Origin of the sequence: Halomonas salipaludis, from assembly GCF_002286975.1 — a bacterium.
GTDB classification, from domain to species: Bacteria; Pseudomonadota; Gammaproteobacteria; order Pseudomonadales; family Halomonadaceae; genus Franzmannia; species Franzmannia salipaludis.
Window position 1 is genome coordinate 451,913 of the sequence record NZ_NSKB01000003.1, and the last position, 24,769, is coordinate 476,681.

Annotated in this window: 24 protein-coding genes; 12 read left to right on the plus strand and 12 right to left on the minus strand. The window is 61.4% G+C overall.

Going from position 1 to position 24,769, the window contains the following annotated elements:
- Nucleotides 1–172 precede the first annotated feature (172 nt).
- From CK498_RS09675 to CK498_RS09695, 8 genes are all read left to right on the plus strand, one after another.
- Complete coding sequence (locus tag CK498_RS09675) at nucleotides 173–919, plus strand: hypothetical protein (RefSeq protein WP_095620648.1); 747 nt, start codon at nucleotides 173–175, stop codon at nucleotides 917–919.
- Nucleotides 920–1,363: 444 nt separating this feature from the next.
- The gene (locus CK498_RS26365; RefSeq protein WP_217987741.1) at nucleotides 1,364–1,735 is read left to right on the plus strand and encodes a hypothetical protein; all 372 of its coding nucleotides are present in this window, start codon (nucleotides 1,364–1,366) and stop codon (nucleotides 1,733–1,735) included.
- Nucleotides 1,736–1,973: 238 nt separating this feature from the next.
- The gene (locus tag CK498_RS09680; RefSeq protein ID WP_229359025.1) at nucleotides 1,974–2,693 is read left to right on the plus strand and encodes a hypothetical protein; all 720 of its coding nucleotides are present in this window, start codon (nucleotides 1,974–1,976) and stop codon (nucleotides 2,691–2,693) included.
- Nucleotides 2,694–2,750: 57 nt separating this feature from the next.
- On the plus strand, nucleotides 2,751–3,002 hold the full coding sequence (locus CK498_RS25725) for a hypothetical protein (protein WP_141246935.1): 252 nt from the start codon (nucleotides 2,751–2,753) through the stop codon (nucleotides 3,000–3,002).
- A gap of 366 nt (nucleotides 3,003–3,368) precedes the next feature.
- On the plus strand, nucleotides 3,369–4,505 hold the full coding sequence (locus CK498_RS25730) for a hypothetical protein (RefSeq protein WP_141246936.1): 1,137 nt from the start codon (nucleotides 3,369–3,371) through the stop codon (nucleotides 4,503–4,505).
- 168 nt (nucleotides 4,506–4,673) lie between these two features.
- Complete coding sequence (locus tag CK498_RS25735) at nucleotides 4,674–5,252, plus strand: hypothetical protein (protein ID WP_217987742.1); 579 nt, start codon at nucleotides 4,674–4,676, stop codon at nucleotides 5,250–5,252.
- A gap of 444 nt (nucleotides 5,253–5,696) precedes the next feature.
- A complete protein-coding gene (gene djlA, locus CK498_RS09690; RefSeq protein WP_076746003.1) occupies nucleotides 5,697–6,455 on the plus strand; it encodes a co-chaperone DjlA in 759 nt (252 codons plus the stop codon).
- A gap of 79 nt (nucleotides 6,456–6,534) precedes the next feature.
- Entirely contained in the window at nucleotides 6,535–7,164 is a 630-nt protein-coding gene (locus CK498_RS09695; RefSeq protein WP_095620650.1) for a glutathione S-transferase family protein, read from the plus strand.
- A 71-nt stretch (nucleotides 7,165–7,235) separates the two neighbouring features.
- On the opposite strand, the gene CK498_RS09700 is transcribed toward CK498_RS09695, so the two are convergent.
- From CK498_RS09700 to ribA, 12 genes are all read right to left on the minus strand, one after another.
- Nucleotides 7,236–8,279: a cyclase family protein gene (locus tag CK498_RS09700; RefSeq protein WP_095620651.1), complete on the minus strand. Its 1,044-nt coding sequence runs from the start codon at nucleotides 8,277–8,279 to the stop codon at nucleotides 7,236–7,238.
- A 61-nt stretch (nucleotides 8,280–8,340) separates the two neighbouring features.
- The gene (locus CK498_RS09705) at nucleotides 8,341–9,471 is read right to left on the minus strand and encodes a zinc-dependent alcohol dehydrogenase family protein (protein WP_095620652.1); all 1,131 of its coding nucleotides are present in this window, start codon (nucleotides 9,469–9,471) and stop codon (nucleotides 8,341–8,343) included.
- A gap of 19 nt (nucleotides 9,472–9,490) precedes the next feature.
- A complete protein-coding gene (locus tag CK498_RS09710; protein WP_095620653.1) occupies nucleotides 9,491–10,180 on the minus strand; it encodes an ATP-binding cassette domain-containing protein in 690 nt (229 codons plus the stop codon).
- A 1-nt stretch (nucleotide 10,181) separates the two neighbouring features.
- On the minus strand, nucleotides 10,182–10,964 hold the full coding sequence (locus tag CK498_RS09715; RefSeq protein ID WP_095620654.1) for an ABC transporter ATP-binding protein: 783 nt from the start codon (nucleotides 10,962–10,964) through the stop codon (nucleotides 10,182–10,184).
- A complete protein-coding gene (locus CK498_RS09720; protein ID WP_095620655.1) occupies nucleotides 10,961–11,893 on the minus strand; it encodes a branched-chain amino acid ABC transporter permease in 933 nt (310 codons plus the stop codon). Before CK498_RS09720 ends, CK498_RS09715 begins: the two co-directional genes overlap by 4 nt.
- Nucleotides 11,893–12,792, minus strand: coding sequence for a branched-chain amino acid ABC transporter permease (locus tag CK498_RS09725; RefSeq protein WP_095620656.1), 900 nt, complete (start codon nucleotides 12,790–12,792; stop codon nucleotides 11,893–11,895). Before CK498_RS09725 ends, CK498_RS09720 begins: the two co-directional genes overlap by 1 nt.
- A 157-nt stretch (nucleotides 12,793–12,949) precedes the next feature.
- Nucleotides 12,950–14,272 (minus strand): ABC transporter substrate-binding protein, encoded by a 1,323-nt coding sequence (locus CK498_RS09730; protein ID WP_095620657.1) that lies wholly within the window; start codon nucleotides 14,270–14,272, stop codon nucleotides 12,950–12,952.
- A 107-nt stretch (nucleotides 14,273–14,379) separates the two neighbouring features.
- On the minus strand, nucleotides 14,380–15,720 hold the full coding sequence (locus CK498_RS09735) for an ABC transporter substrate-binding protein (RefSeq protein WP_217987743.1): 1,341 nt from the start codon (nucleotides 15,718–15,720) through the stop codon (nucleotides 14,380–14,382).
- A gap of 220 nt (nucleotides 15,721–15,940) precedes the next feature.
- Nucleotides 15,941–17,281 carry a sigma-54-dependent transcriptional regulator gene (locus tag CK498_RS09740; RefSeq protein WP_095620658.1) on the minus strand — a complete coding sequence of 447 codons (1,341 nt, stop codon included), beginning with the start codon at nucleotides 17,279–17,281 and terminating at the stop codon, nucleotides 15,941–15,943.
- Between the two features lie 38 nt (nucleotides 17,282–17,319).
- A complete protein-coding gene (locus tag CK498_RS09745; protein ID WP_095620659.1) occupies nucleotides 17,320–19,041 on the minus strand; it encodes a sensor histidine kinase in 1,722 nt (573 codons plus the stop codon).
- Between the two features lie 136 nt (nucleotides 19,042–19,177).
- The gene (gene trhA, locus CK498_RS09750) at nucleotides 19,178–19,840 is read right to left on the minus strand and encodes a PAQR family membrane homeostasis protein TrhA (RefSeq protein WP_095620660.1); all 663 of its coding nucleotides are present in this window, start codon (nucleotides 19,838–19,840) and stop codon (nucleotides 19,178–19,180) included.
- Nucleotides 19,841–19,895: 55 nt separating this feature from the next.
- Nucleotides 19,896–20,531, minus strand: a complete 636-nt coding sequence (gene ribA / locus CK498_RS09755) for a GTP cyclohydrolase II (RefSeq protein ID WP_095620661.1) — start codon at nucleotides 20,529–20,531, stop codon at nucleotides 19,896–19,898.
- 183 nt (nucleotides 20,532–20,714) lie between these two features.
- Here ribA and hemE point away from each other — a divergent pair, with 183 nt between their 5' ends.
- The 4 genes from hemE (at nucleotide 20,715) to CK498_RS09775 (ending at nucleotide 24,766) form a co-directional block, all read left to right on the plus strand.
- Nucleotides 20,715–21,782 (plus strand): uroporphyrinogen decarboxylase, encoded by a 1,068-nt coding sequence (hemE, locus tag CK498_RS09760; RefSeq protein WP_095620662.1) that lies wholly within the window; start codon nucleotides 20,715–20,717, stop codon nucleotides 21,780–21,782.
- 1 nt (nucleotide 21,783) lies between these two features.
- Nucleotides 21,784–22,161, plus strand: a complete 378-nt coding sequence (locus tag CK498_RS09765) for a VanZ family protein (protein ID WP_095620663.1) — start codon at nucleotides 21,784–21,786, stop codon at nucleotides 22,159–22,161.
- A gap of 266 nt (nucleotides 22,162–22,427) precedes the next feature.
- Nucleotides 22,428–23,456, plus strand: coding sequence for an amino acid ABC transporter substrate-binding protein (locus CK498_RS09770; RefSeq protein WP_095620664.1), 1,029 nt, complete (start codon nucleotides 22,428–22,430; stop codon nucleotides 23,454–23,456).
- Nucleotides 23,457–23,575: 119 nt separating this feature from the next.
- On the plus strand, nucleotides 23,576–24,766 hold the full coding sequence (locus CK498_RS09775; RefSeq protein WP_095620665.1) for an amino acid ABC transporter permease: 1,191 nt from the start codon (nucleotides 23,576–23,578) through the stop codon (nucleotides 24,764–24,766).
- Nucleotides 24,767–24,769: the final 3 nt, after the last annotated feature.

Sequence of the window (24,769 nt, forward strand, 5' to 3'; positions counted from 1 at the left end):
GGCGGTATATCATGATAGCAACGGCGAGCTGAGCTTTACCTTTTACAAGTAGAAGGCTAGCGAAGGCGGGCATGAGGTGGAAATCAACGATGAATATCGCTACCTGAGCTCGTCCTCGACCGTTACGTTAACAGTACCTGCGAACCCTGAATCATAAGAGAGAGTGTCAAGTATGTGGTTTATTCAGCCTAAGCAGGACTACGTGGCGCAGATGCCCTGGAAGCATACCGATGAACCGGCGGTGATGACGTGGCAGATACGTGCACGTGATTATTATACATTGCCTGCCAATATACTTTTTTTTGTTATGTTCTTCATAAGCCTAGGCGTAGGCTCTTGGTTGTTCATGATAGAGAACTCTCTACTTCCCTCTTTATTGGGCGGAGGAGGGATGTTTCTGTTTGGCGTGCTGATCACCATGAGTATGACCCACCAAACTGCTATTATCGTCTATCGCTTGACCGATAAACGCATTGAGGTGTTCTCATGGAAGCCGCAGATTGACTCCGTTAAGCCCGTCATGAAGTGGACGGCGATTGTATCTGGTATAGCTGTGGTCATCGCATCGATCATCAATCCGAGTTTTATTATTGCCGGCATCGGTCCCATAGGGATTGGTATTATGGCTGCGCTGATGGGAACGTCGAAAAATTACCAGTCGTTGGTTAGAGATGATCAGTACCATGAGATTGACTGGCTGCATGCTGAAGATATCGTTGTCTGGAGAAGGCGGCGCCTCATAGGGTTACGTTTCACATGGCATAACGAAGACGGTACACATTATTCTGTCTATTCTAAAGTGTATTGTAGGGATTATAATTTTGATGAGGTGCTGGACTTTATACGTCAGCAGCTGCCTGATGCACCGTATCGAGAGGCTAAACTTCGAGTCCACTCGCACTTTGCGACGTTGTCTTAAGGGCATGCAAGCTGATCCTTGCTGATCCCGGCCCGGCTGCCAGCGACTTGGCCTTCCGCCTTATCATGCCGGGTGGCGAGCCTCCCAATGAAGAGACGCTCTCCTTCGGGTTATGGGGCGTGCCTATGAGCGGCTCACACCAAGAGCTGACGGGTGATGTGTTGGCACATGCGCATGGGGAGGCCGACGCGCCTGGCTCGGCGGTGATCTACCACTTAGCGCCTGATTTGCTGAGTCAGTATCACTTTGTACGACTCGTCGTGCAGTCGCGGCTTAACGGCGAATCCTCCACCCGGGTCTATGAGCTACACCGGCGTGGCCGCTCACTGCCGAGTGAGTGGCGTGAGGTGAGTGCCCTGACGAATAGTTTCTTTAGTAGTATCAAGGCAGGCAACTGGTCGAGTATGCCGCTTACGCCCTGGGCACCCTAGACAAGGATGATCGATGTTTAACACCAGCCCCAAAGAGGCCCTGCCCCCGATGCGCGCTGGCGAGCGCGAAAGCCGCGCCGGGGGGGAACAGTACTGCCTTAGCCCCTTACCGCTACCCGTGGATAGCGAACATGGAGTGGATGTGGCCCATATCGATGTTCGCCATGATGACGTCACCATGGATATCCGCCAGGGGGCGAGTCCCGAAAGCTTAATGACAGCGGGGCATGTTTTTAGTTTTGGCAGTGTGTTTATGAGTGGTTTCTTTCTACTATTACTTATGATAGCTGTTGCCAAAGGCTCGCTGTATGAGATGGTGCTTATAGGCTGGGGGGCTCTATTTCGTCTTTCTGTGGGCGTTTGTCACAGGCATTGTTGCGGTTAACCTGGTGTTACAGCATATCCCGTCTATCCGCCTAAATCGCCAGCGCCGTGAAGTGGCATTTGTAGTGGATCCGCCGGGACGCTATTGGCTGCCAGCGCCTCATAATCTTTGGTTAATATCGGCGGTGGGTTTAGCAGCAGCTGCACCAGGTTTCATGGGAATAATTGAGATTGGTGAATGGCTGCGCGGCGCTCGGGAGAGTTTTCCACTTGGTTTGACGATGCTGCATATTAGCGCTATGGCTTTTTTCTTTATTTATCCTCCGGTCTACGATGCCATCTGCCGCCTATTCAAGCGTGAGCGGCGTACGGTGTTGGTGCCTTGGGAAGATGTCGTCGCGGTGTGCGGCTTTAACCCCAGCCTGGGGCCGGGGGCCATCACTGGCTTTGGCTGGAACTTTGCCCTGCTGCCCCCCGATCCCGAGCGGCCGGGCTATACCCTGCCCGGGGCGGGGATTATGGTCGGCGTTGGCGGGCTGCCCGGGGCGCTGGCGCAGTGGGAGTATATTTGCCGCTTTATGGAAGAGGGCGCCGAAGCGATTACGCCCTCGGCCAAGGAGTGGGGCCTTGAGTGGTACGACGCCTATGTCGCCCGTGAAAAGGCGGCATGCGAACGTACCAACGACAAGGTGCGCTGGCGGCGCTTCCGGCGCAAGCGCCTGTGGGAACACGCCCGCTTCGCCCACTGGTACACCGAGTATCGTATGAAGCACGTGCTGCCCAAGGCGGTTCCCAAGGACTGGCTGGCGGAGTGGTCCCAGCCGCTGCCCAAGGCGCAGTGGGCCAAGCCCTCTGCCGTCGTCACCGAGCTGAGCGAGCAGCTCCGCGCCGCCTACCAGCGCGGCGAAAAGTTTACCGAGATGGGCGATATCGAAAAGCGCTTTGGGGTCACGCCGCCAGCGGCCAGCCACAAGGCCTATCCGTCGTTTCCGTTTAGCGCGAAGGCCCAGTCCGCGTGATCATCGGACACCAAAAGGATAACGCCGCTCAGGCTGTCGTTAATCAGTGAGTTGTTGATGGCGAAAAGCCCCCACAGCGAAGCGCTTCCTGAACCAACACTGGGCCAACCCCACCGAGCCGGCGATACCGAACGTATCGGCACCAGCAAGGTGACTTATCTGGCGCCATTGCCGCTGCCCACCGGCATGCCACCGGTAGATGTCAGTCAGGCCATCGGCAATCTGAACGATACCTGGCTCGACTATGGTGCCGGTTCACCTAACGTTTTTGTTTACCAGTATACTAGGGCCTTTATTCTTGTTTTTTAGTCTTGTACTGATTCCCTTGCTGCTGATTTCAATCATGTACTGGCAGGGGGCATGCTTTTCGGGGGAAGTCCAGTTTCATTGATTCTAGCGGCTTATTATGCCGAGGTCGTGGTAAAGGAAATTCGGCCGGAGCATGATCGTGTCGCGGCGGAGGAGTAGATACCTGATAGCTATCAATGTGGCTTTCTTTGAGCTCAGAATCATAGTGCTATGAGGTCATTGGCTTTTTTGTGAAATAAATTCAAGGCATTTTTGGGGTGTGTGTTGGATATCAGAGTAATAGTCTTGCTTGTCTTGTTGTTTAATTTATTCTTGTTGTCTTCTGCACTGAAGAGCTTTTTTGACGCGAGAAGAGTCAGGGAAAGCATGCTAGATGGCAATCCATGTCGGCCGTTGACTGAAAAAGAAAAGACAATTGCGACTCTAGGGCTGACCTTTGCTGGCCACAGTTATCAGGGGGGCGGTGCATATAGAATCACAGGGCCTTTGAGTGAATATAAGTTGAGGCATAGAGGGATCGTTACTGAGGTCAGGTATAAGGCGGGCGGTGTGGAAATTATTCCTGCATTTGATGCGCTAGATTTTATTAAGGAAAATAGCGTAATTGATTTGGTTGATGTGGGTAATGGAAAGATGGGTGTGATCAAAGTCGATGATGTGTTTGATTTAGAGGAGGCCGTAGAAAGGAAAGGGTTTCAGTTTCCAGTGAGATTTTTAGAGGGCACGCTAGGGGTGTTGTATGGATCGTCAGGTGATAGAAAGGCAGAAAGTATAGAAGTTATCAGTGTGGCCGATTGTGAAGGTAAGGGCGTTTATGACGACCGAGTCGATTCCGAAAAGTTTTACTTCTCGTCACTTCATTTGCTAGCAGTGTTTGGATTTCTGCTGCTGACTGTCCTGGGGTTACAAATAAGTATTTGGGCTCTTTTGTTCTTTATTCCGATTCCTTTCTTCCTGTTTTTTTCTTTTTCTTTTTTCAGCATGGGTTTTTGTAAGGGTGAAGGAGAAGGTTATAGAATGTTTAAGGTTAAGGCTGTTATGCGTCGTGGAGGCTTAGGGTATGTTGTTGATTTAGGCCCCTTGGAAATGGTTACGGTCCCTCTTCCTTGGCGCGAATTTTTAGTAAGTGACGCTCGCCCAAAGGAGTACGAAATAGTAGTCTCGCCATATGGTGGCGCTAGCTTACACAGTGCGCAAGGTCTATCAGTCGAGACAATGCCTGAGCCAAGAAAAAATTGGATTCCCTTTGCGGGTCCGGCTTGTGTCTCAGCATTAGCGCTGATGGCTGGATTTTTTATGCTTGATCCATCCGACTTTATCGTTATGCTTTCTTCTGGTGAGCTTTTTCAGCCGCGAAGCATGGCTGTTGCTTTTTTCTTCCTTATCGTGGGGTTGGTATTTTTAATTAGTGCGCCCCTCTATTTTTATCGTTATTACAGATATCGTGCTGAGTTTGACGAGTGTGTTGCTACGGTACGTTCTGCTAAGGAGAAAATCGGGTAACCTTTTTTATCAAAAAAAATGGGCAAGTGTTATTGGTGCCGGTTGGATATACATGGCAAAAAAAGCCCGCCACGCTAGGGCCGGGCTCTTCATCGACGCTTCCTTACATCCACCTCGGGTATCCTTTCACTCCGAGCATATTTGGATTGCCTGTTATAAGTCGTCTTAGTGACACAGGCTTGGCGATTTGCGGTACAAGGGGGAAGTTCTAAAGCAGCGACTTTCACTACTTTAACCTTGGCTACTCCCTTGGCACGACGCTGTGGGAGTAGCGCTGGTGTTACAGTGTTTTCTAACTATATGGTTCGTTATATGGCTATATTTGCTCTTTTTATTGTGGTCGTTTTTTTGGTTGGTATGATTCTGGAGCTTGCTAGGGTGGAGTGGGGAGTTCCGATAACTATAGTTGATTTTATTTTTTGTACGGCATCTGCGGTAATGTATTTTTTTATCTTAAAAGGCTTGTTCCGGAAGAGGCATACAATATCTTTTTCCACGAAGAGAGAAATGAGTAAGCTATTGAGAAGTTTCTTTGTCTTCTCGGCTATGGCTATTCCGTTTGGTGCTTGGAGTGTTTGGAATGTATGGGCAGGTACAGTGGGGGCTTTCGATTATTTTTCTGGAGCAAGAGGGGCAATTCATGGTTATACTATTATTTCACTAGGTTTTTTATTTATGATCATGTGGGTGCGTGTTTTGTTTACAATAATTAGTGGTCTGGCCGCCAATAAAAGGAATGACGATTAGCTTCAAGGTGACGACTTTTTGCAGCTTTCCGTGTCCAAGTCGGTACCTGAGAGTGTACACACCAGTACGCTAGAGTGATTGCCTTCGGCCTGTTTCTGCCATCGTGGCATGGCAGATCGCTCAGGCGGGACCCAGCGGCTGTGGATGGGCGCGCAATAGCCACGAGGCGGCGGCGACGCCGACCAGGCCGAAGATTGCGCCGGGCAGGGCGCGAGGGTCCGGCTGACGATGATTTCACCCAGGAGCGCCGCGCCGCCGCCGAGAATGGCCGGGTTGCCGGTAGCCGAGATCACGTCGCGCCCAGCTGGTCGAAGCCGGCCAGGAAGTGCACCATAAGGGTGGCATGAGGTAGTGAGCGACTGAAGCCTTGATGCCGAAGGCATCGAACGCACGATCTGCGCCCGGCTGCCATAATCCCTGTTTTCCTCGACGTTAGAGATCGCAATGTTATTTCTGATCATCGTATTTGGCCTGATCGGCCTCGCCGTTGGCGGCCCCATTGGCCTGCTGGTGGGCGGCGGCTTGGGCTGGTGGCTGGGGCGGCAGCTCAAACGCCGCTTGAGTGTTGCGCGAATGCGTATCCAGGAAGGCTTTCTAGAATCGATTTTTTCGGTGATGGGCTGCCTGTGCCAGGCGGACGGCAAGGTGACCGATGGCGAGCTGGGCGTTGCCGAAAAACTCTTCGATCAGATGCGCCTGCAAGGCGAGCAGCGAGCCAGGGCACGCGCTGCGTTTGAGCGCGGCCGGGCCGACGACTTCGATTTAGACGCCGAGCTTGTCAGCGTGAATCGCCTCACCCGCCACCAGCCGGTAATGCGCCAGGTATTTCTGCAGGTACAGCTGTCGGCGATTGCGGCTGACGGCGTGCTGCATCCCGCCGAGCACGAGATGATTCTGCGTGTGGCTCGTGGCGTGGGCTGTAGCGAGGCCGAAGTACAGCAAATCGAAGCCATGCTGCACGGCGCTGCCGCCAACTCGCAGGGCGCCAGCGAGGAAGCCCTTCACGATGCCTACCGGGTACTTGGGGTATCGGAAGACGCCAGCGACGCCGAAATTAAAAAGGCCTACCGGCGCCTGATGAGCCAGAACCATCCCGACAAACTGGCGGGCAAAGGGCTGCCTGAGAGCATGCGCGAGGTGGCCCAGGCGCGAACGAGCGAAATCAGCAACGCTCACGAGCGGATTCGCGCGGCCCGCGGCTGATCGCGCGCCTAAGCATTCGCCGTCAACATGCGTCTCGGCGAAATTTCTCTGCCTATGGCAGCGCCAACAAGGAGGATTGATGATCACGCTATACGGTTTTCCCGCATCCCGCTCGCTGCGGGCCGCCTGGACGCTGGAGGAGTTGGGCCTGGCGTATGACTATCACTCGATCGACATGATGGCTGGCGAGGGGCAGAGCGAGGTACATCTGGCGCGCCACCCCGACGGCAAGGTACCGGTGCTGGAAGATGGCGAACTGGTGCTGTTCGAGTCGCTGGCGATATGTCGCTACCTGGCCGAACGCTATGGCGAAACGAGCGGTCTGCTGCCAGCCTCGCCGGTCGAGCGGGCCCAGGTCGACCAGTGGATGAGTTTCGTGGTCAGCGAGCTGGAGCAGCCGCTGTGGACCCAGGGCAAGCACAAGTTCGCGTTGCCCGGCGAGCGCCGCGTGCCGGCGGTGCTACCCACTGCGGCGTGGGAGTTCCAGCGTGCCTTGGCGGCCCTGCAGAGGCGATTTAGCGGAGACGACTGGCTGGTGGGCGGGCGCTTCACGCTGGCCGATGTGTTTATGGGGCATACCCTGAGCTGGGCGGTGCGGTTCAAGAACCGCCTGCCGCTGGAACTCGAGGCGTATCGCGAACGCTGCATGTCGCGCCCGGCGCTGGCCAGGGCGGTCGAGCGTGAGAAGCGGGCGGCCGAGCCAGAGTGACGGCGCAGTCGCCCAGTATGGAAACGAAAAAATAAAAACCGGGCCTGCCAAGGCCCGGTTTTCGTTTCATTTCACTTGATGGCGACGGGGTTCACCGGCGAGCCGGACCCCTGCATCATCTTGAGCGGCGCGGCTACCAGCAGGAAGCTGTACTGACCATCCTCGGCGCTATCCGCGGCCAGGTCGTTCAGCCACCAGATTTCCGATAGCACCACGCCCATATCCCGCATCAGGGCGCCATGCAGAGGAATGACGAATGTTTCGCCGTCGATCTCCTGGGCGACTTTCTCTATCGCCAGGTTGTCCGACGCAATGGCGGGAATCTCCAGCTCGTCTATCCACTGCAGCAGCTCCTGGCTGTAGCACAGTCCCGGCTCTGTCATGGCGTCCCAGGCGGCATCCGGTTCTTCGTCCCAGTATCTTTCGATGGACCCGGTGCGGATGACCAGAATGTCTCGCGGGTTGATGGTGGTGCCCTGGGCGTCTGCCGTGGCCTTCAGATCATCGAGGTTGATGCAGGTGTCGGGCGCCAGTCGATGATGCTCGCCGCTACCCATGTGACGGCCGACATCCAGCAGCACGCCACGACCCACGATGCCCTTCTCACCGATGGCTCCCACGTCGCCGTGTGCATGGCCGTGTATGGTGCTTTGGGCGCTTTCACCGCCGTAGACCTGATCGCCGTACCAGCCATGGGCGAGGCCATCCACATGGGTCGTGCCTTGCAGGTACATGAAGACCACATCGTCCGAGTATTTGACCCCGCCCGCCAGTGGGTCGGCTTTGCCTGAAGCGTAGAGGCCTTCATCCTGTGACATGTAGTGCTGGGTCGGGATGCGTCCCGGAAAAACGGGGCCGTCACCGGAGGTCATGGGCACTTGCAGGGTAAAGGTCTTGCCGCTGCGTACTGCGCCGACCGCCTCCAGTACTTCGGCGTCGCCCAGGTAGTTCAAGGCTCCGACCTGATCCGCGTCGCCCCATTTGCCCCAGTTTGAGGGGGCATCCCGCTGTAGGGTTTCCATGGAAGGTTGGGCGACGGCCGTCTGTGCTGCCAGAATGAGTCCGGCCGCTACGACACCCATGGCAACCTTCTGGATGGATCTGTTGTTTTGCATGGCGTTCTCCTTAGTTTGACTTTTTGTTGTCAGGATTCGATGTCGTCGCATTACGCGTGGATCAATCGAACAGTATGATCTGCCGTACCGCCTTGCCAGCCGCCAGCTTCTCGAAACCGTCATTGATCTGGTCCAGGGTCAGGGTGTCGCTAAGCAACTTATCCACAGGGAGTTTGCCCTGGCGGAACAGGGCAATGTAGCGGGCGACATCGCGGACCGGCACGCAGCTACCGACATAGCTGCCCTTCAGGGTGCGCTCTTCCGCCACCAGGCTGACTTGCTGAATGGCAACCTTCTTGTCGGGGTGTGGCAGGCCGCCGGTCACCGTGATACCACCCCGGCGCGTGACCTGATAGGCGAACTCGAGGGCTTTCTCGGAGCCAGCCATCTCGATGGCACAGTCGACGCCACCGTTGGTCAACGCCTTGATCTTGTCGACGCAGCCCGCTTCGCCGCTGTTGAAGGCATGGGTGGCGCCCAGCTCCCTGGCCAGCGCCAGCTTGTCCTCATCGAGATCGATGGCGATCACCTCGGAGGCGCCCGCCACCAGCGCGCCGAGCACGCTATTGAGCCCGACGCCCCCGAGGCCGACGACGGCGACCGTGTGGCCGGCCTTGATCTCGGCCGAGTTGATCGCCGCACCGACCCCGGTCAGCACCGCACAGCCGAACAGCGCGGCGTGATGCAGCGGCAGGTCGGGGTCGACCTTGACCAGGGAGTGGCGGGACAGCACCGCGTGGTCGGCAAAGGCGGAAACACCGATATGGTGATGGACATCGCTGCCGTCCGCCCGGTGCAGGCGGCGCTCGCCGCTGGCTAGGGTGCCGGCATTGTTGGTCTTTGCCGCCGGCTCGCAAAGGGCGGGGCGCCCCTCGGCGCAGGGCGAGCAGTGACCGCAGCTGGGCACGAAGATGGTCACCACGTGATCGCCGACCTGCAGGTCGTGTACGCCGTTACCCACGGCCTTGACGATGCCGGCGGCCTCGTGGCCCAGCACCATGGGCACCGGGCGCGGTCGGTTGCCGTCGATGACCGAGAGGTCGGAATGACACAGGCCGGCGGCCTTGATCTGTACCAGGACTTCGTTGTCGCCGGGCGGGTCCAGTTCCAGCTCTTCGATCACCAGCGGCTGGTTGCCCTGATAGGGACGCTTGGCGCCGGTGGTCTGCAGTACCGCAGCACGTATTTTCATGGCTGACTCCTTGTTGTTGTCAGGCTGGGTGTTGGTGGTTCGCAGAGGCGGCGGACGCCTTGCGCCCAAAGGCAACGGCACCCCGCTCGATGCGCCAGGTCTGGTCGACCAGACCGGCGGAATGGCTGTCGTCGGACTCCGCGATCAGCACCGTCAGGCCTTCGCCGCGCAGGTCGCCGATGACAGAGGTAAGGCGCTGTGCCAGTACTGGCGCCACGCCTTCAAAGGGCTCATCGAGCAGGATCAGTTCACGGCCGGGAATCAGTGCGCGGCCCAGGGCCACCAGCTTTTGCTGGCCGCCGGAGAGCTGTAGCGCCTTGCGCTCACCGAAGTCGGCGATTTCCGGCATCAGCGAATAGACCCATGCCAGCCGTTTCTCGCCGTCGCGGATGTGATTGGCCCATGCCGGCATCAGCAGGTTTTCGGTCACCGTCAGCTCGGGGATGAGCCGGCGGTCCTCGGGCATGTAGCTGATCTGCAGCTTGGCGCGCCGATGGGGAGCCAATTGCGTCAGCTCCTCTCCCTTGAAGCGGATGGAGCCGGATGTTGCCGGCAGCAGGCCCATGATGGCGCGGATCAGGGTCGTCTTGCCGGCACCGTTGTGACCGATCAGGCCGGCCATCTGCCCGGTGGGAATGGTCAGGTCGATATCTCGCAGAATGGCGATGCGATCGATCGAGACATTGAGGTTGGCGATCTCCAGGCTCATGTCAGACGTCCCCCTGTTCCGTTGCCGTGCTGGTGTGGCGCCGCTTGCCGGTGACCAGCGTCTGTACCTGTTCGTCGGCCAGCACCTCCTCGACCGGGCCATCCTTGATCACCACGCCGCTGGCGAAGGCCATCACCCGGGTCACGTATTTCTGTACGATCTCCATGTCGTGCTCGACGAAGAGCACCGTCAGGCTGCGCCGCTTGACGATTTCCATCACCGTATCCATCAGCGCATGTTTCTCCTCCATGCTGACCCCGCTGGTGGGCTCATCCAGCAGCAGCATTTTGGGGTTGCCGAGCATGGCAATGGCGATGTCGAGCAACTTGCGGGCCCCTTGAGGCATGGCGGTGACCATCTCATCGCGATACTGGGTGATGCCCATCTGCTCGAGGATGTCGTCCGCTGCGGCAAGTCGCTTTGTGGTGCGCACCGGGCGCAGCATTTGCAGGTGATCGTTCTGGGCAGCCGACAGGGCGATGGCCAGGTTGTCGATCACGGGAAGTTCGAGAAACAGCTGGGGTATCTGGAAGGAGCGTGCCAGGCCCTCGCGCATCAGCTTGCGCGGCCCCAGGCCCTTGATCGGCCGGCCATCGAAGAAGATGCTGCCTTCCGAGGGCGGCAGGTAGCCGGTGACCATATTGATGAAGGTGGTCTTGCCGGCGCCGTTGGCACCGATGACGCCGACGATTTCGCCCTGGGTGATGGTCACGTTGATGTCTTCTGCGGCCGTCACCGCGCCGAAGTAGCGGGACAGCCCTTGGGTCTTGAGAATCTCGGTCATGGCGCGGCTCTCCTGTGGCGGGTGAACAGGCTCCAGATCCCCTTGGGCAGGAACAGGATGATCAGCAGCAGTACGATGCCCAGGATCATTTGCCAGGTGTGGGGCATGAACTCCACGGCGTAGGTGCGCACCAGGGCGAAGAGCATGGCGGCGATGAAGGCCGCGGCCACATGGCCGGTACCGCCCAGCAGCGCGATGAAGACGAACTCACCGGAAATCGTCCAGTAGGCCATTTCGGGATCGACGTGGCCGGCAGCCAGTGCCGTCAGCGAACCGCCTATGGCACCGATGGCTGCGGCCAGTACGTAGTTGATGTAGAGCACCTGGCGGCGTGAGATGCCCATGTATTCGACGCGGACCTCGTTCTCGCGGATGGCCTCGCAGGCCAGGCCGATGCTGGACTGGAAGAAGCGATTGAGAAACAGCGCGACCAGCAGGCCGAGGACCAGCGCGAGCCAGAACACGCCCATGCCGGACTCCGGCACCCAGCCGAGCAGGGACCACTGCACCACGCTGAAGCCGTCGGTGCTGCCCAGGTTGTGGCTCTTGACCAGTACGCCGAACAGGATCATCGAGAACGCCATGGTCAGCATGGCGAAGAATATCTCTCGGTAGCGGGTCAGCAGGAGACCGAGAATCATGGCCAGCGCGGTCGAGGCCAGTACGCCCAGGAGAATCAGCAGCAGGGCGTCCTGAATGCCCCAGAAGCGCCCCCCCATGCCTACCGCATAGCCGCCGATACAGAAGAACAGCCCCTGGCCGAAAGAGACCAGCCCGGAGCGCATCAGCATGACCACACCCAGTACCACCAGCGCCTTGGCGACCGCCAGCGTGGTGGTGAAGACCAGCCAGTTGGGGCTCATCAAGCCGACCAGGCCAATGGCCACGGCGGCGGCAATCATCAGGGCTTCGGATTTCTGGAGACTCATCAGATTTTCCTCGCGATTGCCTGGCCGAACAGGCCGTTGGGCCGAAAGATCAGGACCCCGGCCATGACGGCGTAGATGATGAACAACTCGAACTGGGGCATGGTGTGGATCGAGGTGGCCCGTGCCAGGCCGACGATGATGGCACCCGCCGCCGCACCGGTAATGCTGCCCAGTCCGCCGGTGACCACCACCGCGAAGGCCAGCACGATCACCTCAATACCGATACCCGGCACCACGGAGATGATCGGCGCGGTGATACCACCGGCGACCGCGCCGAGGGTGGCGCCGATCATGAAGGTGATGGTGAACATGCGGCGCACGTTGACGCCCATGGCCTCCGAGACTTCACGGTCATGGATGATGGAGCGCAGGATCTTGCCGGTGTTGGTGCGCTCCAGCCAGAACCACAGGCCAAGGCCGATGACGGCGGACAGGCACAGCACCATGATGTCGTAGCCGGAGACCGTCAGGACGTCGATCTCCACTCGCCCCATCGCGGCGTAGGGCTGCCAGGCGAAATAGGGGGTCGTGCCCCACAGCAGCTTCATCACATCTTCGAGTATCAGCAGGATCGCGAAGGTGACGATCAGCATGAGTATCTCGTCGCGGCCGTACATCAGCCGCAGGATGCCGCGCTCGATCAGCAGCCCACTGATGGCGCCGATGAGCAGGGCGCAGCTGGCTAGAATGGCGAAGGCCATCCATAGCTGGCTGCCGCCCCCGGCGTAGTACCAGCCGATGGCCGACGCCGCTGCATAGGCGCCCAGGGCATAGAGGCTGCCGTGGGCCATGTTCAGAATTCTCATGACGCCATAGATGACGGTCAGGCCTGCCGCCACCAGGAACAGCCATGAGGCATAGATGAAACCATCGATCAGTATTGCCCAGACCGTTAACATCTCGCGTGCTCCTGTTATCGGTTAGGAAACGCTGCGGGTACCCGGCGCCATGCCTGCCGGTCGTCGGGAACGTGACGAGGCAAGAGGCGGGCGTACCGAGTCGGGTGCAGTGATTCCCGGGGGCCGGCAACCCGAAGGTTGCCGGCGGCGGAGAGTGTCAGTCGCACTGGGCGCCGGGGAACCCGGCTTCGATCCACTCCTGGGCGTTCTGGCCATCCGGCGCGGAGACGCATTCGCCGCGGTAGGAGCGCACGTTACGCAGCTCGGCACCTTCGCCGGAGGTGTAGTGGTACTCGCCATAGAGCATGTCCTGCATGGCCTGGTGGCCACCGGCCAGGGCCATGCGCACGGTGCCGCTGACGGATTCGAACTCCGCCCCTTTCAGGGTGCTGGCAAGCTGCTCGCTGGTGGGTACCCCGTCGGCACCGGAATTGTCGGCGGCAAACTTCAGGGCAAGGATGGCCTGGGCCATTTTCGAAGAGGGGTAGCTGGGCTTGGTGCCGTGCTCGGCTTGGTAGGCGTCGTTGAACCACTCGCTCAGCGCGTTTTCCGGCATGAAGGCACCGAAGGGGCCACGTCCGCCGAGGATGGTGCCGTTGGGGGCCTGGCCCTCGAACCGGTGCAGCCCGGATTCGCCGGTGGTCAGGATGGCGGTTGCCTGGCCCAGCAGGCCACGGGAATTGGCCTGGGAGACGAAGGACTCCATGTCGCCGCCCCACATGCTGGAATGGACGATCTCGGGCCGGCGGGTCTGCAGGGCGGAAATCTCGCTGCCGTAGCTGCCCGAGAAGAGCTGTGGCGTCTGGTTGTTGACGATGTCGGCGTCCGGCATCAGCTGCTCCATGGAGAGCGTGAAGTCGAGCCAGGAGTCCTGCCCCCAGGCGTAGTTCTGCTGGATGCCGGCGACACGCGTGACGTCGGGGTGGATGTCCTGCAGATAGCGCGCTGCACCTACGTTGTCGGCGACGGCATCGAGGCCGGTGCGGAAGAAGTAGGTAGGGTTGTCGAGTTCCTCGAACATGCGCGGGGTGCCGCAATCGAAGGCGATGGTGAAGGTCTGCAGCTCCTCTGCCACGGGGCCGACGGCCAGGCAGTCACCGCTGGAGATATAGCCGATCACCGCATTCACGTTCTGGCGCTGCACCAGGTTGCGGTACTCCTCGACCTGCTGGGTGGGCCCGCCGGCTTCGTCGACGACCACGGATTCCAGCTGCAAGCCGTTGATGCCTGGCGTGTCGTAGGGCGGTGGAAGCTCCCCGGCGTTGATCGCCTTGATCACGGTTTCCGCCGCCTGGGCGGCGGGAACGCCAAAGGGTCCCGAGGCGCCGCCGGAGAGGAAGGTGACCAGTCCGACCTTGAAGGTCTCTTCTGCCTGGACTGTCGCGCTGATACCCATCATCCCCGCCGAGGCGATGGCCGCGGCGGCGGTGGTGCTGAGCAGAGTACGCTTCAAGCTTACGGGTTGAGTGGCGTGCTTCATGGTTCTACTCCTGGGTTGTTGTTGTGTGCCATATGGCGTTGTTGTGTTCTGTGGTGCGTCGTTGTCCTGCCTGGTGCGGGTGGTACGTGAAGGAAACGGTGGAGGGTCTAGCCACCACCGGGCGTGCCGCGTCGTCTCTCGACGAGAGCCGGCGAGGGTTTCAGGGACTCGGCGTCGTAGACGTTCCAGTTCCCCAGCACCACCTGGGCGGGGGGATAATCCTGGCTGGGCACCGGCGTGCCGATGGCCTGGGCCTGGATGATCTGGTGGGTCTCGGCGTCGATATAGGAGACGTAGCCTTCCGGGTCCTTGGGCAAGTGGATCTCCAGGCCTTTCAGCGCCTCGACCATCGCCTCGGTGTCGGTCACGTCACCGGCCAGGGTGATGGCCTTGGCGACGGTGAGGATGCCGGCCCAGGCGCCCTGGGCCGAATAGTTGGGGTAGCGGCCGGAGCGCTCGTGGAATTGCTCCACGAATTGGCGGTTCAGCGCCGTCGGGGGCCAGTTGACGTGGTGGCGTGCGGAGAGAATCAGGCCTTCCGGCGGCGTATCGCCGAGGGCAACCAGGGTCTCGTAGTCGCCGCCGGTATCGAAGTTGGCCACCCGCATCAGGCTGAACAGGCGGGTCGTGCGGGCCTGGTCGATGAAGGCGGTGAAATCCCCGCCCCACAGCGCGACCACCAGCACGTCCGGCGGCGACTCGAGCAGTGACTGGATATACAGGGAGTAATCCGGCTCGTAGAGTTTCGGCCAGTAGCTGCCGGTGACCTGGTAGTCGACGTCGTAGAGGTCAAAGGCCTCCTGCAGGTCGCGCCAGGCGACTCGGCCATATTCGTAGTCGGGGCCGAGGAAGGCGACCTTGTTCCAGCCTTCTTGCTGCTGGAGTTCCTGCAGGTATCGCGCACCGGCGGCCTGGGAGTGCCAGGTATCGCTGGAGACCCTGAAGTAGTAGCGATGACCCTCTTCCAGCACGGCGCGGGAGGAGGCATGGTCGGTGCCGATGAGGATGGTCTTGCGCTGCCGTGCCAGGCGGCTGACGGCCATGCCGACGCCGGAGCTGACCATGCCGCAGAGGATGTTGGCGCTATCCTGCTCGATGAAGTCTTCGGCCATGCGCACCGCGAAGGAGGCCTTGGAGCGGGAGTCATCGACGATGACGCGCAGGCGCGGTGCCGTTGGATCGGTGGCCAGCTCGTCGAGGGCCATGCGGATCGCGACGATACTGTCGCGCCCATAGCTGGCGGAGCGCCCGGTCATCGGATACAGGCAGGCGATGGTGGCGTCGGCGTCTGCGGCGTCCGCCCCCAGTTCCACCCGGCCCACTGAGGTCGTCTCGTTCATGGCCTCTGTGCCATGGGCGGCAGGCAGGCCGTACAGGGCCAGCATCAGGGTGGTGGCGAAAACGCGAGCGCCCTGTGCGGAGCGCAGGCGAGTTATCAGTCCCGGCAAGGTTGCCTCCTGGACCGGTTGAGTCCGGCGTGTGGTCGTTGATTGTTGTTATAAGCCTGTTTTCCATAACATTGGCAAAAAGCGTGCCATGCCGAGAGAGCCCCATGCCTGGGGTTCTCCCGGCCACAGCGGTACGGGAGGTGAGCGGATAGCGCTCATCGGCGCGAGAGGGTGAGCGGTTACCGCTCGGCTAGGATCTGCGGCCAGTCCGGGCTTTCGGCTAGGCCAGCCCCAGGCGCTGCAGGCGGCGCTTGAAGGCGTGGCGCGACAGCCCCAGCTGCTGGGCGGCCTGGCCCTTGTGGCCACCGGCCTTGTCGAGCGCATCGAGCACCAGCTGGCGTTCGGTACTCTGCAGGCGCTCGCCGAGAGAGGGGGCCTGATCGCTCGCTGCCGGGCCTTGATGGAATTCGGTGGGTAGCTGACCGGGGCGAATCCGCTGGCCGGGGTGCAGGATGGTCAGGCGCTCTACCAGGTTGCGCAGCTCCCGCACATTGCCTGGCCAGCTATAGGCGATCAGCAGGTCGAGCGTCTCCCTGGGCACGGTGATGGGGCGGCAACCCTCCTCCCGGGCCTGGGCGTCGATGAAGACATGCAGCAGCTCTTCGATATCCGCGCCCCGCTCGCGCAGCGGGGGGATGGAGAGTTCAATGACATTGAGGCGGAAGAACAGGTCCTCCCGGAAGTGCCCGTTGCGGACTTCGGCTTCCAGTGAGCGGTTGGTCGCGGCGATGACACGGGCATCGGCGGTATGGCTGGCAGCCCCTCCCACCGGTCGGTAGTCGCCATTCTCGAGGAAATGCAGGAACTTGGCCTGGAGGGGCAGGGGCAACTCGCCGATCTCGTCCAGGAACAGCGTGCCACCATGGGCAAGGGCCACCAGGCCAGATCGCTTCTGATGCGCGCCGGTGTAAGCCCCCTTCTCTGCACCGAACAGCTCGGCCTCGATCAACTGCTCCGGCAGGGCGGCGCAGTTGATCTCGACAAAGGCGTTGTCGCTGCGCGGGCTCTGGTCGTGGATGGCCCTGGCCACCACGGCCTTGCCGGTGCCGGACTCGCCCAGCAGCAGGATGCGGCCGGCACTGCTGCCGGCGATGCGCTGGATGGTCTGCCAGAGCTGCTGCATGGCATCGCTGCTTCCCACCAGCCCCGAGGAGGAGGCGCCACGGCTACGGTGGTAGGCCAGCTCATCACGCAGCTGAGTGCGCTCGGTGATGGCGCCGACGAGATGCAGCAGCTCGTCCAGGGCAAAGGGCTTGGTCAGGTAGTCGGTGGCGCCGGCCTTGACGGCCTGCACGGCGGCTCGTGTATCGCCGTGGGCCGACACCATCACTACCGGCAGCGCCGGGTAAAGGCGGGCGGCGGTATCGAGCACCTCCATGCCGCTCATCTTCGGCAGCCGCAGATCCAGCAGCATCAGCCCTGGCTGGGCGTCCGCCAGTGCGGTCAGGGCTGCTTCGCCGGAATGGGCGCTGCGGGTGGTGAAGCCGGCTTCTTCCAGGGCGAAGGTCAGCGAACGGACGAAGCTCTTTTCGTCATCGACGATCAGGATATCTGTGTGCATGGCGTTTTCTGATTGTTGCTCTTTTTATGGTAGTAGCGCTACGAATGCTGCTGTGCTGACTCCTGCTGTGCTATGGCGTCGACCGGCACCAGGGGGAGTCGCATGGAGACGCTCGTGCCCTTTCCCGGTGTGCTATGGATCTCCAGCCTGCCACCGTTTAGTTCTATCAGTTGACGGGTAATGCTCAAGCCGAGGCCCGTGCCTTCCTGGCGAGTGGTGAAGAACGGCTCCATCACCTGGGCCAGGATCGTCTCATCCATGCCGCAGCCGTCGTCGATGATCGCTATCGTCACGCTATCACCGCTGGAAAACGCCTTCAGCTGCACCTGGCAGCCCGGCTCGCACGCCTGGATGGCATTGGCGACCAGGTTGACCAGGCACTGGATCACCTGGTCCGGGCTGGCATAGACGGCGAGGCACGGATTGCCACTGACGGTGACGGCAACGCCCCGCCTGTCGGCAAGGCCGGAGGTCAAGATGGAAGCGTGCCTGAATACCTGGCCGATCGCCACGGCTTGCGGCTCACCGGCGACCGGCCGGCCGTAATCCAGCAGGTCGCCGACGACACGATTGAGCCGGTCGATCTCTTCTTCCACGGAGATCAGCAGGTCCCGGCGCCGGCTGTCCGGCTCGCCCTTTTCCAGAGCCTGCACCGTCAGCTTGATCGTTGCCAGCGGGTTGCGCACTTCATGGGCCACGCCAGTGGCGAATTCACCCAGCACTGCCATCTTCTCCGCCTGTACGGTTCGCTCGATCATCTCCTGCAATCGGTCGGCCATGGCGTTGAAGGCATGGGCGACCACATCGATTTCATCCTTGTCGTTCCTGGGGGTCGGTAGCCGGAAGTGCAGGTTGCCGGAGGCGAAGGCTTCGGCCCCTGCCACCAGTCGGCTGACTCGTCGGCGCAGGCTTCTTGCCAACGCCCAGAACAGGGCGACGATGCCAAGTGCCATCACGCCGGCAAACGCATACAGGCCGAACTGTGCATTGCGCAGCGGGCTGAGGATGTCTCCGGCGGACACCAGGTAGTCGATGCGCCAGCCGGGCAGCACTTCCGGGCCGCTTCGCAGCCCTTCCGGTTCGCTGCTCTTGAGGTTCCCCGTCGGGTCCAGCAGGTCGCCGGCGGGCGTTCTCAGGAACGGCCGCAGCACGCCGGCCAGGCTTTCGGTGCGCATCAGTTCGGTCAGCGACGCCAGGCGCACATGAAGCGCTATGGTACCGTCGGTGTTCTGGCCGGCGATGTCTCTCAGCGGCTGGCGGATGAGCAGCCAGCCGGGGCCGGCGCCCGAGGTCAGGTTCGGGCCGATGATCTCGCTGGTGCCCAGATGGACGGCAGGCAGTTCGCGGATTGACCAGTTGTCGCGGCCCCAGTAGGGCTGCCCGGATGCCGCCTGCCCGGGGATCACCTCGGACAGTCTGTCGTTGGCGCCGAAGAACAGAATGCCATAGAGATCGGGCGCGTCGGCTTCCACCCGTACGAGCTCCTGTAGGCCTTCCGGCACCGCATCGCTGTAAAGCAGGTACAGGGGCATGGAGGGGTGGGTCGAAAGGGTTTCGAGCTGGTAGATGCGGTTCTCGATGAAGTTGGTCAGCCGGTTGGCCGTGCCTGCGACCTGGGCTTCCAGCCGCTCACCGGCCAGGCGCTCCGTGACCGAATCCGCGACCGTGGCATAGAGCGCGCTCAGCACCGCCACCGAACCGATCATCAGTGTCAGCGACAGGAAGGAGTAGCGAGCGACCAGACTGAGCCGGGGCTTCATGCGAATCCTTTGTTGTTATAGTGAGCCGGGCTTTTCCCATGTTTTACACGAAAGAAGCCTTATTCATGAAGCACAAGATTTTTCCCGGCGTTTCCTCCCCTGCCCGGCAAGTAGAGAGAGGGCACTTGGAAAGCGCCTAGGCCTCGAACGGCAGCACCGCGGCGTACACCGCGAAGTAGTGGCAGGTGCTGCCGCCGAGCACGAACAGGTGCCAGATGGCGTGGTTGAAGGGGATCGCGCTGATGGCGAAGAAGATCACGCCGAGGGTGTAGGTGATACCGCCGGCCGCGAGCAGGGCGATGCCGGCGGTGGGCAGGCTGGCGCTCATCTCGCCGCTGGCGAAGACGATCAGCCAGCCCATGACCAGGTAGATCGTCACCCGCAGGACGGTGAAGCGCTGCGGCCAGGCGAGCTTGCAGGCAATTCCGGCCAACGCCAGGCTCCAGACGATGGCGAACAGCGTCCAGCCGGTGGTGCCGCGCATGTTGACCAGCAGGAAGGGCGTATAGGTGCCAGCGATCAGCAGATAGATGGCGCAGTGGTCGAGATGCTGGAAGATGCGCTTGAGGCGCGGATGGCGAACGCCATGGTAGAGCGTCGAGATGCCGTAGAGCAGCACCAGGGTAACGCCGTAGAAGCTGATGCCGACCACCTTCCACGGGTCGACATGGGCGGCCAGGCTGGCCAGCACGATCAGCACCACGACACCGACCAGGCTCAGCACCGCGCCGATGCCGTGACTGACGCTGTTGAGCAGCTCCTCGACGTTGCTGTGGTGCGGCGGGATGGCGTGTGGCATAGCTCGAGACATTGGTTGCACTCTGTCGGGTGGATGCCCGATAGCGGCACGCGGCTCAGCGCTTGCGATCGATATCCACGTCGCTGGCGTTGGTGAAGTCACCCAGCGCCATCATATGACCCAGTTTGCCAGCTTTGGTGGCCAGATACTGTTCATTGTGCGGATTGAGACCGGTGGTCAGCGGCTGGCGTTCGCTGATGGTGACGCCGTCGCGGGTCAGCGCCTCGACCTTGCGCGGGTTGTTGGTCATCAGCTTGAGCGAGGCCACGCCAAGGTGCCCGAGCATCGGCACGCAGAGGTCGTAGCGGCGCATGTCGGCGCCGAAGCCCAGCTGTTCGTTGGCTTCGACGGTGTCGGCGCCCTGGTCCTGCAGGTGGTAGGCGCGGATCTTGTTGAGCAGGCCGATGCCGCGGCCCTCCTGGCGCAGGTAGAGCAGTACGCCGCGGCCTTCGGCGGCGATGCGCTTGAGCGCCTCCTGGAGCTGGTAGCCGCAGTCGCAGCGCATCGAGAACAGGGCATCGCCGGTTAGGCACTCCGAGTGTACGCGGCCTAGCACCGGGGCACCGTCGTCGATCTCACCAAGCGTCAGGGCGATATGATCCTTGCCGGTGGCGTCGTCTTCGAAGCCATGCATGGTGAAGGTGGCCCAGGGGGTGGGCAGCTGGGAGGCGGCGATGAAGCGAATCGACACGGAGAACCTCGATGCAATGACGGCGGCCTGGCCGGCGAGTGGTCAACTATTCTAACAGCTTCAGCCATGGCGCTCACGGCGCGATGAATAATGCCTATAGGTGGGGGGTGAGCGGTCCGTAATCAAGCCTCGAGCGGCGGCATTGGGTACAATGCGGGCAAATTCGTCAGCATAGAGCCCCCCATGGAACTGCAAAACGATCGCTTCCTGCGCGCCCTGGCCCGTCAGCCGGTGGATCGCACGCCGGTATGGATGATGCGCCAGGCCGGCCGCTACCTCCCCGAGTACCGCGCCTCACGCGCCGATGCCGGCAGTTTCATGGACCTGTGCCGCAACCAGGATCTGGCCTGCGAGGTGACCCTGCAGCCGCTGGAGCGCTACCCGCTCGACGCCGCCATCCTGTTCTCGGATATCCTCACCATCCCTGATGCCATGGGGTTGGGGCTATACTTCGAGACCGGCGAAGGGCCGAAATTCCGACACCCGGTGCGCACTGCCGAGGCGGTGGCCGCGCTCAAGGCGCCGGATGCCGAGCGCGACCTCGACTATGTGATGAACGCGGTGCGCACCATCCGCCGCGAGCTCAACGGGCGGATGCCGCTGATCGGCTTTTCCGGCAGCCCCTGGACGCTGGCCACCTATATGGTCGAGGGTGCCTCGAGCAAGGACTTCCGCCATGTGAAGTCGATGCTCTACGGCAGCCCCGACACCATGCATCAGCTGCTCGATACCCTGGCCACGGCAGTCACCGACTACCTCAATGCCCAGATTCGCGCCGGTGCCCAGGCGGTGCAGATCTTCGATACCTGGGGCGGCGTGCTGTCGACGCCGGCCTACCTGGAGTTCTCGCTGCGCTATATGGAGCAGATCGTTGCCGGGCTGATCCGCGAGCACGACGGCCGCCGGGTGCCGGTGATCCTGTTCACCAAGAATGGCGGCCAGTGGCTGGAGCAGATCGCCAGCGCCGGCAGCGATGCGGTAGGCCTGGACTGGACCACCGAGCTCTCCGATGCGCGGGCCCGGGTCGGCCACCGCGTCGCCCTGCAGGGCAACCTCGACCCCAACGTGCTGTTTGCCAAGCCGCCGGCGATTCGCGCCGAGGTGGCGCGAGTGCTGGACAGCTTCGGACCGGGCGAGGGCCATATCTTCAACCTCGGCCACGGCATCAGCCAGTTCACCGACCCGGACCATGTCACCGCCTTCATGGAAGCGCTGCACGAGTTGAGCCCGGCGTACCATCAGGGCAGCTGAGGTGGATGCGAAAGAAGTCCTGCGCCGCTGGCATGAGCGCTGCCGGCTGTGGTTGGCCCTGGCGCTGCTAGCGGCGCTGGTAATCGCCGTGGGTAGCCTGACACCGGGCAGCGAGATGCCCCAGCGGCTGCCGTGGGACAAGTTCAACCACTTCGTCGGCTACGGTGGGCTGGCCGCGTTGGTGTCGCTGGCCGGCGTTCGCTCCCTGCGCGCCTTCGCCATGGTGGTGGCTTATGGCATTGCCGTCGAGTATGCCCAGATTCCGGTGCCCGGGCGCAGCGGCGGCGATGGCTGGGACATCCTGGCCAATACCCTGGGCGCCGGCTGCGCCTTGCTGCTGCTGGTTTGGCTGCGTCGGCGCCTGCTCGGTACGGATTGAGGCAAGACACTCCCGACGAGTCGTTAATGGTGCGCACCACGCATGTGGCGTTGAGTAATGCACTGCGTAGGTGCATGAAAAGCGAGGCGATTATCGTCGGGACTTTGCGCGTTAGCGTAAGATCCGGCGATTTGCCTGCTTTTCCTGCGTTGAATAAATGTTATTTCCGATTGCTGCACGTGTTGGAACACTCTTTGCTATGGTCTTGGCACATGCTTTTGAAACGCATGTCCCAATATATTGACCACTACGCGAGGGGATCCTCCATGTCGTACAACAACAACAAGCTGGTACTGCTGACTTCGGCCACGGTACTGGTAGTAGGTGCAAGCGCGATGGCGTCTGCCTCGACGCTGGAAGATACGGTCGAGCGTGGCGCTGTGCAGTGTGGTGTGAGTGACGGCCTGCCGGGCTTCTCGTCGCCTGATGACGCCGGCGAGTGGCAGGGTTTGGACGTCGACGTGTGTCGCGCAGTGGCCGCCGCCGTGTTCGGCGATGCCGAGGCCGTGCGCTATGTACCGCTGAACGCCGTCGAGCGCTTCACTGCGCTGCAGTCCGGTGAAGTAGACGTGCTGTCGCGCAACACCACCTGGACCACCACCCGCGACACCACGCTGGGTATCAACTTCACCGGCGTTACCTTCTACGACGGCCAGGGCTTCCTGGTGTCGTCGGATCTGGGGATTTCCAGTGCCACGGAGCTCGACGGTGCCGCGGTCTGCGTACAATCCGGTACGACCACCGAGCTCAACCTGGCCGACTACTTCCGCGTCAACGACATGGTATTCGACCCCATCGTCTTCGATACTTCCGAGCAGACCGTGGGGGGCTTCGAGGCCGGACGCTGCGACGTGCTGACCTCGGATACCTCGCAGCTGGCCGCGCTGCGCATCCAGCTCGACAATCCGGATGGCGCCATGGTGCTGCCGGAGATCATCTCCAAGGAGCCGCTCGGTCCGGCCGTGCGCCAGGGTGATGACCAGTGGTTCAACGTCGTCAAGTGGTCGCTGTTCGCCATGCTCAACGCCGAAGAGCTGGGCGTGAGCAGCGACAACGTCGATGAGATGCTGGGCTCCGACGATCCGGACATCGCTCGCCTGCTGGGTGAAGACGGCAACTACGGCGAGGGCATGGGCCTCGAGGCCGACTGGGCCTACCACATCATCAGCCAGGTCGGTAACTACGCCGAGAGCTTCGATCGTAACGTGGGGATGGACTCGCCGCTGCAGATCGAACGCGGCATCAACGCTCTGTGGACCGATGGCGGCATTCAGTACGCGCCTCCGGTTCGCTAAGCGATCCGCCTGATGCGCCGGCGCTGTCGGCGCGTTGACGCCAGCGTCTGGCTGGCCGCCATGCGGCCCGCCAGGCGATGGCATGTATCATCCAGCCCCTCCAGGCGGAGACGATTCTCATGTCTGCTCGACCCAAGGCCTCACAGATAGGCCCCAAGCCCCCGTTCTGGCGTGATCCCGCCAAACGGGCGCTGATCTTTCAGGCGTTGCTGGTGGCGGCAGTGGTTGCCGCGCTGCTTTACATCATCGGCAACACCCAGGACAACCTGTCCGCACGCGGCATCACCACCGGCTTCGGCTTCCTCAACAACACCGCCGGTTTCGGCATCGTCCAGAGTCTGGTCGACTACTCCTCCCAGAGCACCTACGGCCGCACCTTCCTGGTGGGCCTGCTCAATACCCTGCTGGTGGGTGGCCTCGGTGTGCTGGCGGCGACCATCATCGGCTTCATCGTGGGTATTGCGCGGCTGTCGCCCAACTGGCTGATCGCCAGGCTGGCCAACGCCTATATCGAGATCTTCCGCAATATCCCGCTGCTGCTGCAGATCTTCTTCTGGTACTTCGCGGTGCTGCGTGCCATGCCCAGCGCCCGCGACAGCCTGGCGTTCGGCGAGGTGATCTTCCTCAACGTGCGCGGGCTCTACCTGCCGGAGCCGCTGTTCGAGTCGGGCTTCGGGCTGATTCCGCTGGCCTTCGGCGTGGCCATCGCTGCCAGCATCGCGCTGCTGGTCTGGAACAAGCGCCGCCACGAGGCCACCGGCCAGCGGATTCCGGCCGGCTGGATCTCGTTGGCACTGATCCTGGGCCTGCCGCTGTTGGTGCTGGTGGCGACCGGGGTCCCGGTCACCTGGGACGTGCCCGAGCTACGCGGCTTCAACTTCCGCGGTGGCATCACGGTGATCCCCGAGTTCCTGGCGCTGTGGCTGGCGCTGTCGATCTATACCGCCTCGTATATCGCCGAGATCGTGCGTTCGGGCATCCAGGCGATCTCCCACGGCCAGACCGAGGCGGCCCAGGCGCTGAGCCTGCCCCAGGGGCTGGTGCTGCGGCTGGTGATCATCCCCCAGGCGATGCGGGTCATCATCCCGCCGTTGACCAGCCAGTACCTCAACCTGATCAAGAACTCCTCGCTGGCCACCGCCATCGGCTACCCGGACCTGGTCTCGGTGTTTGCCGGTACCACGCTGAACCAGACCGGCCAGGCCATCGAGGTCATCGCCATGACCATGGCGGTGTACCTGAGCATCAGCCTGTCGGTATCGCTGTTCATGAATTGGTACAACGCCCGCATGGCGTTGGTCGAACGATAGGGG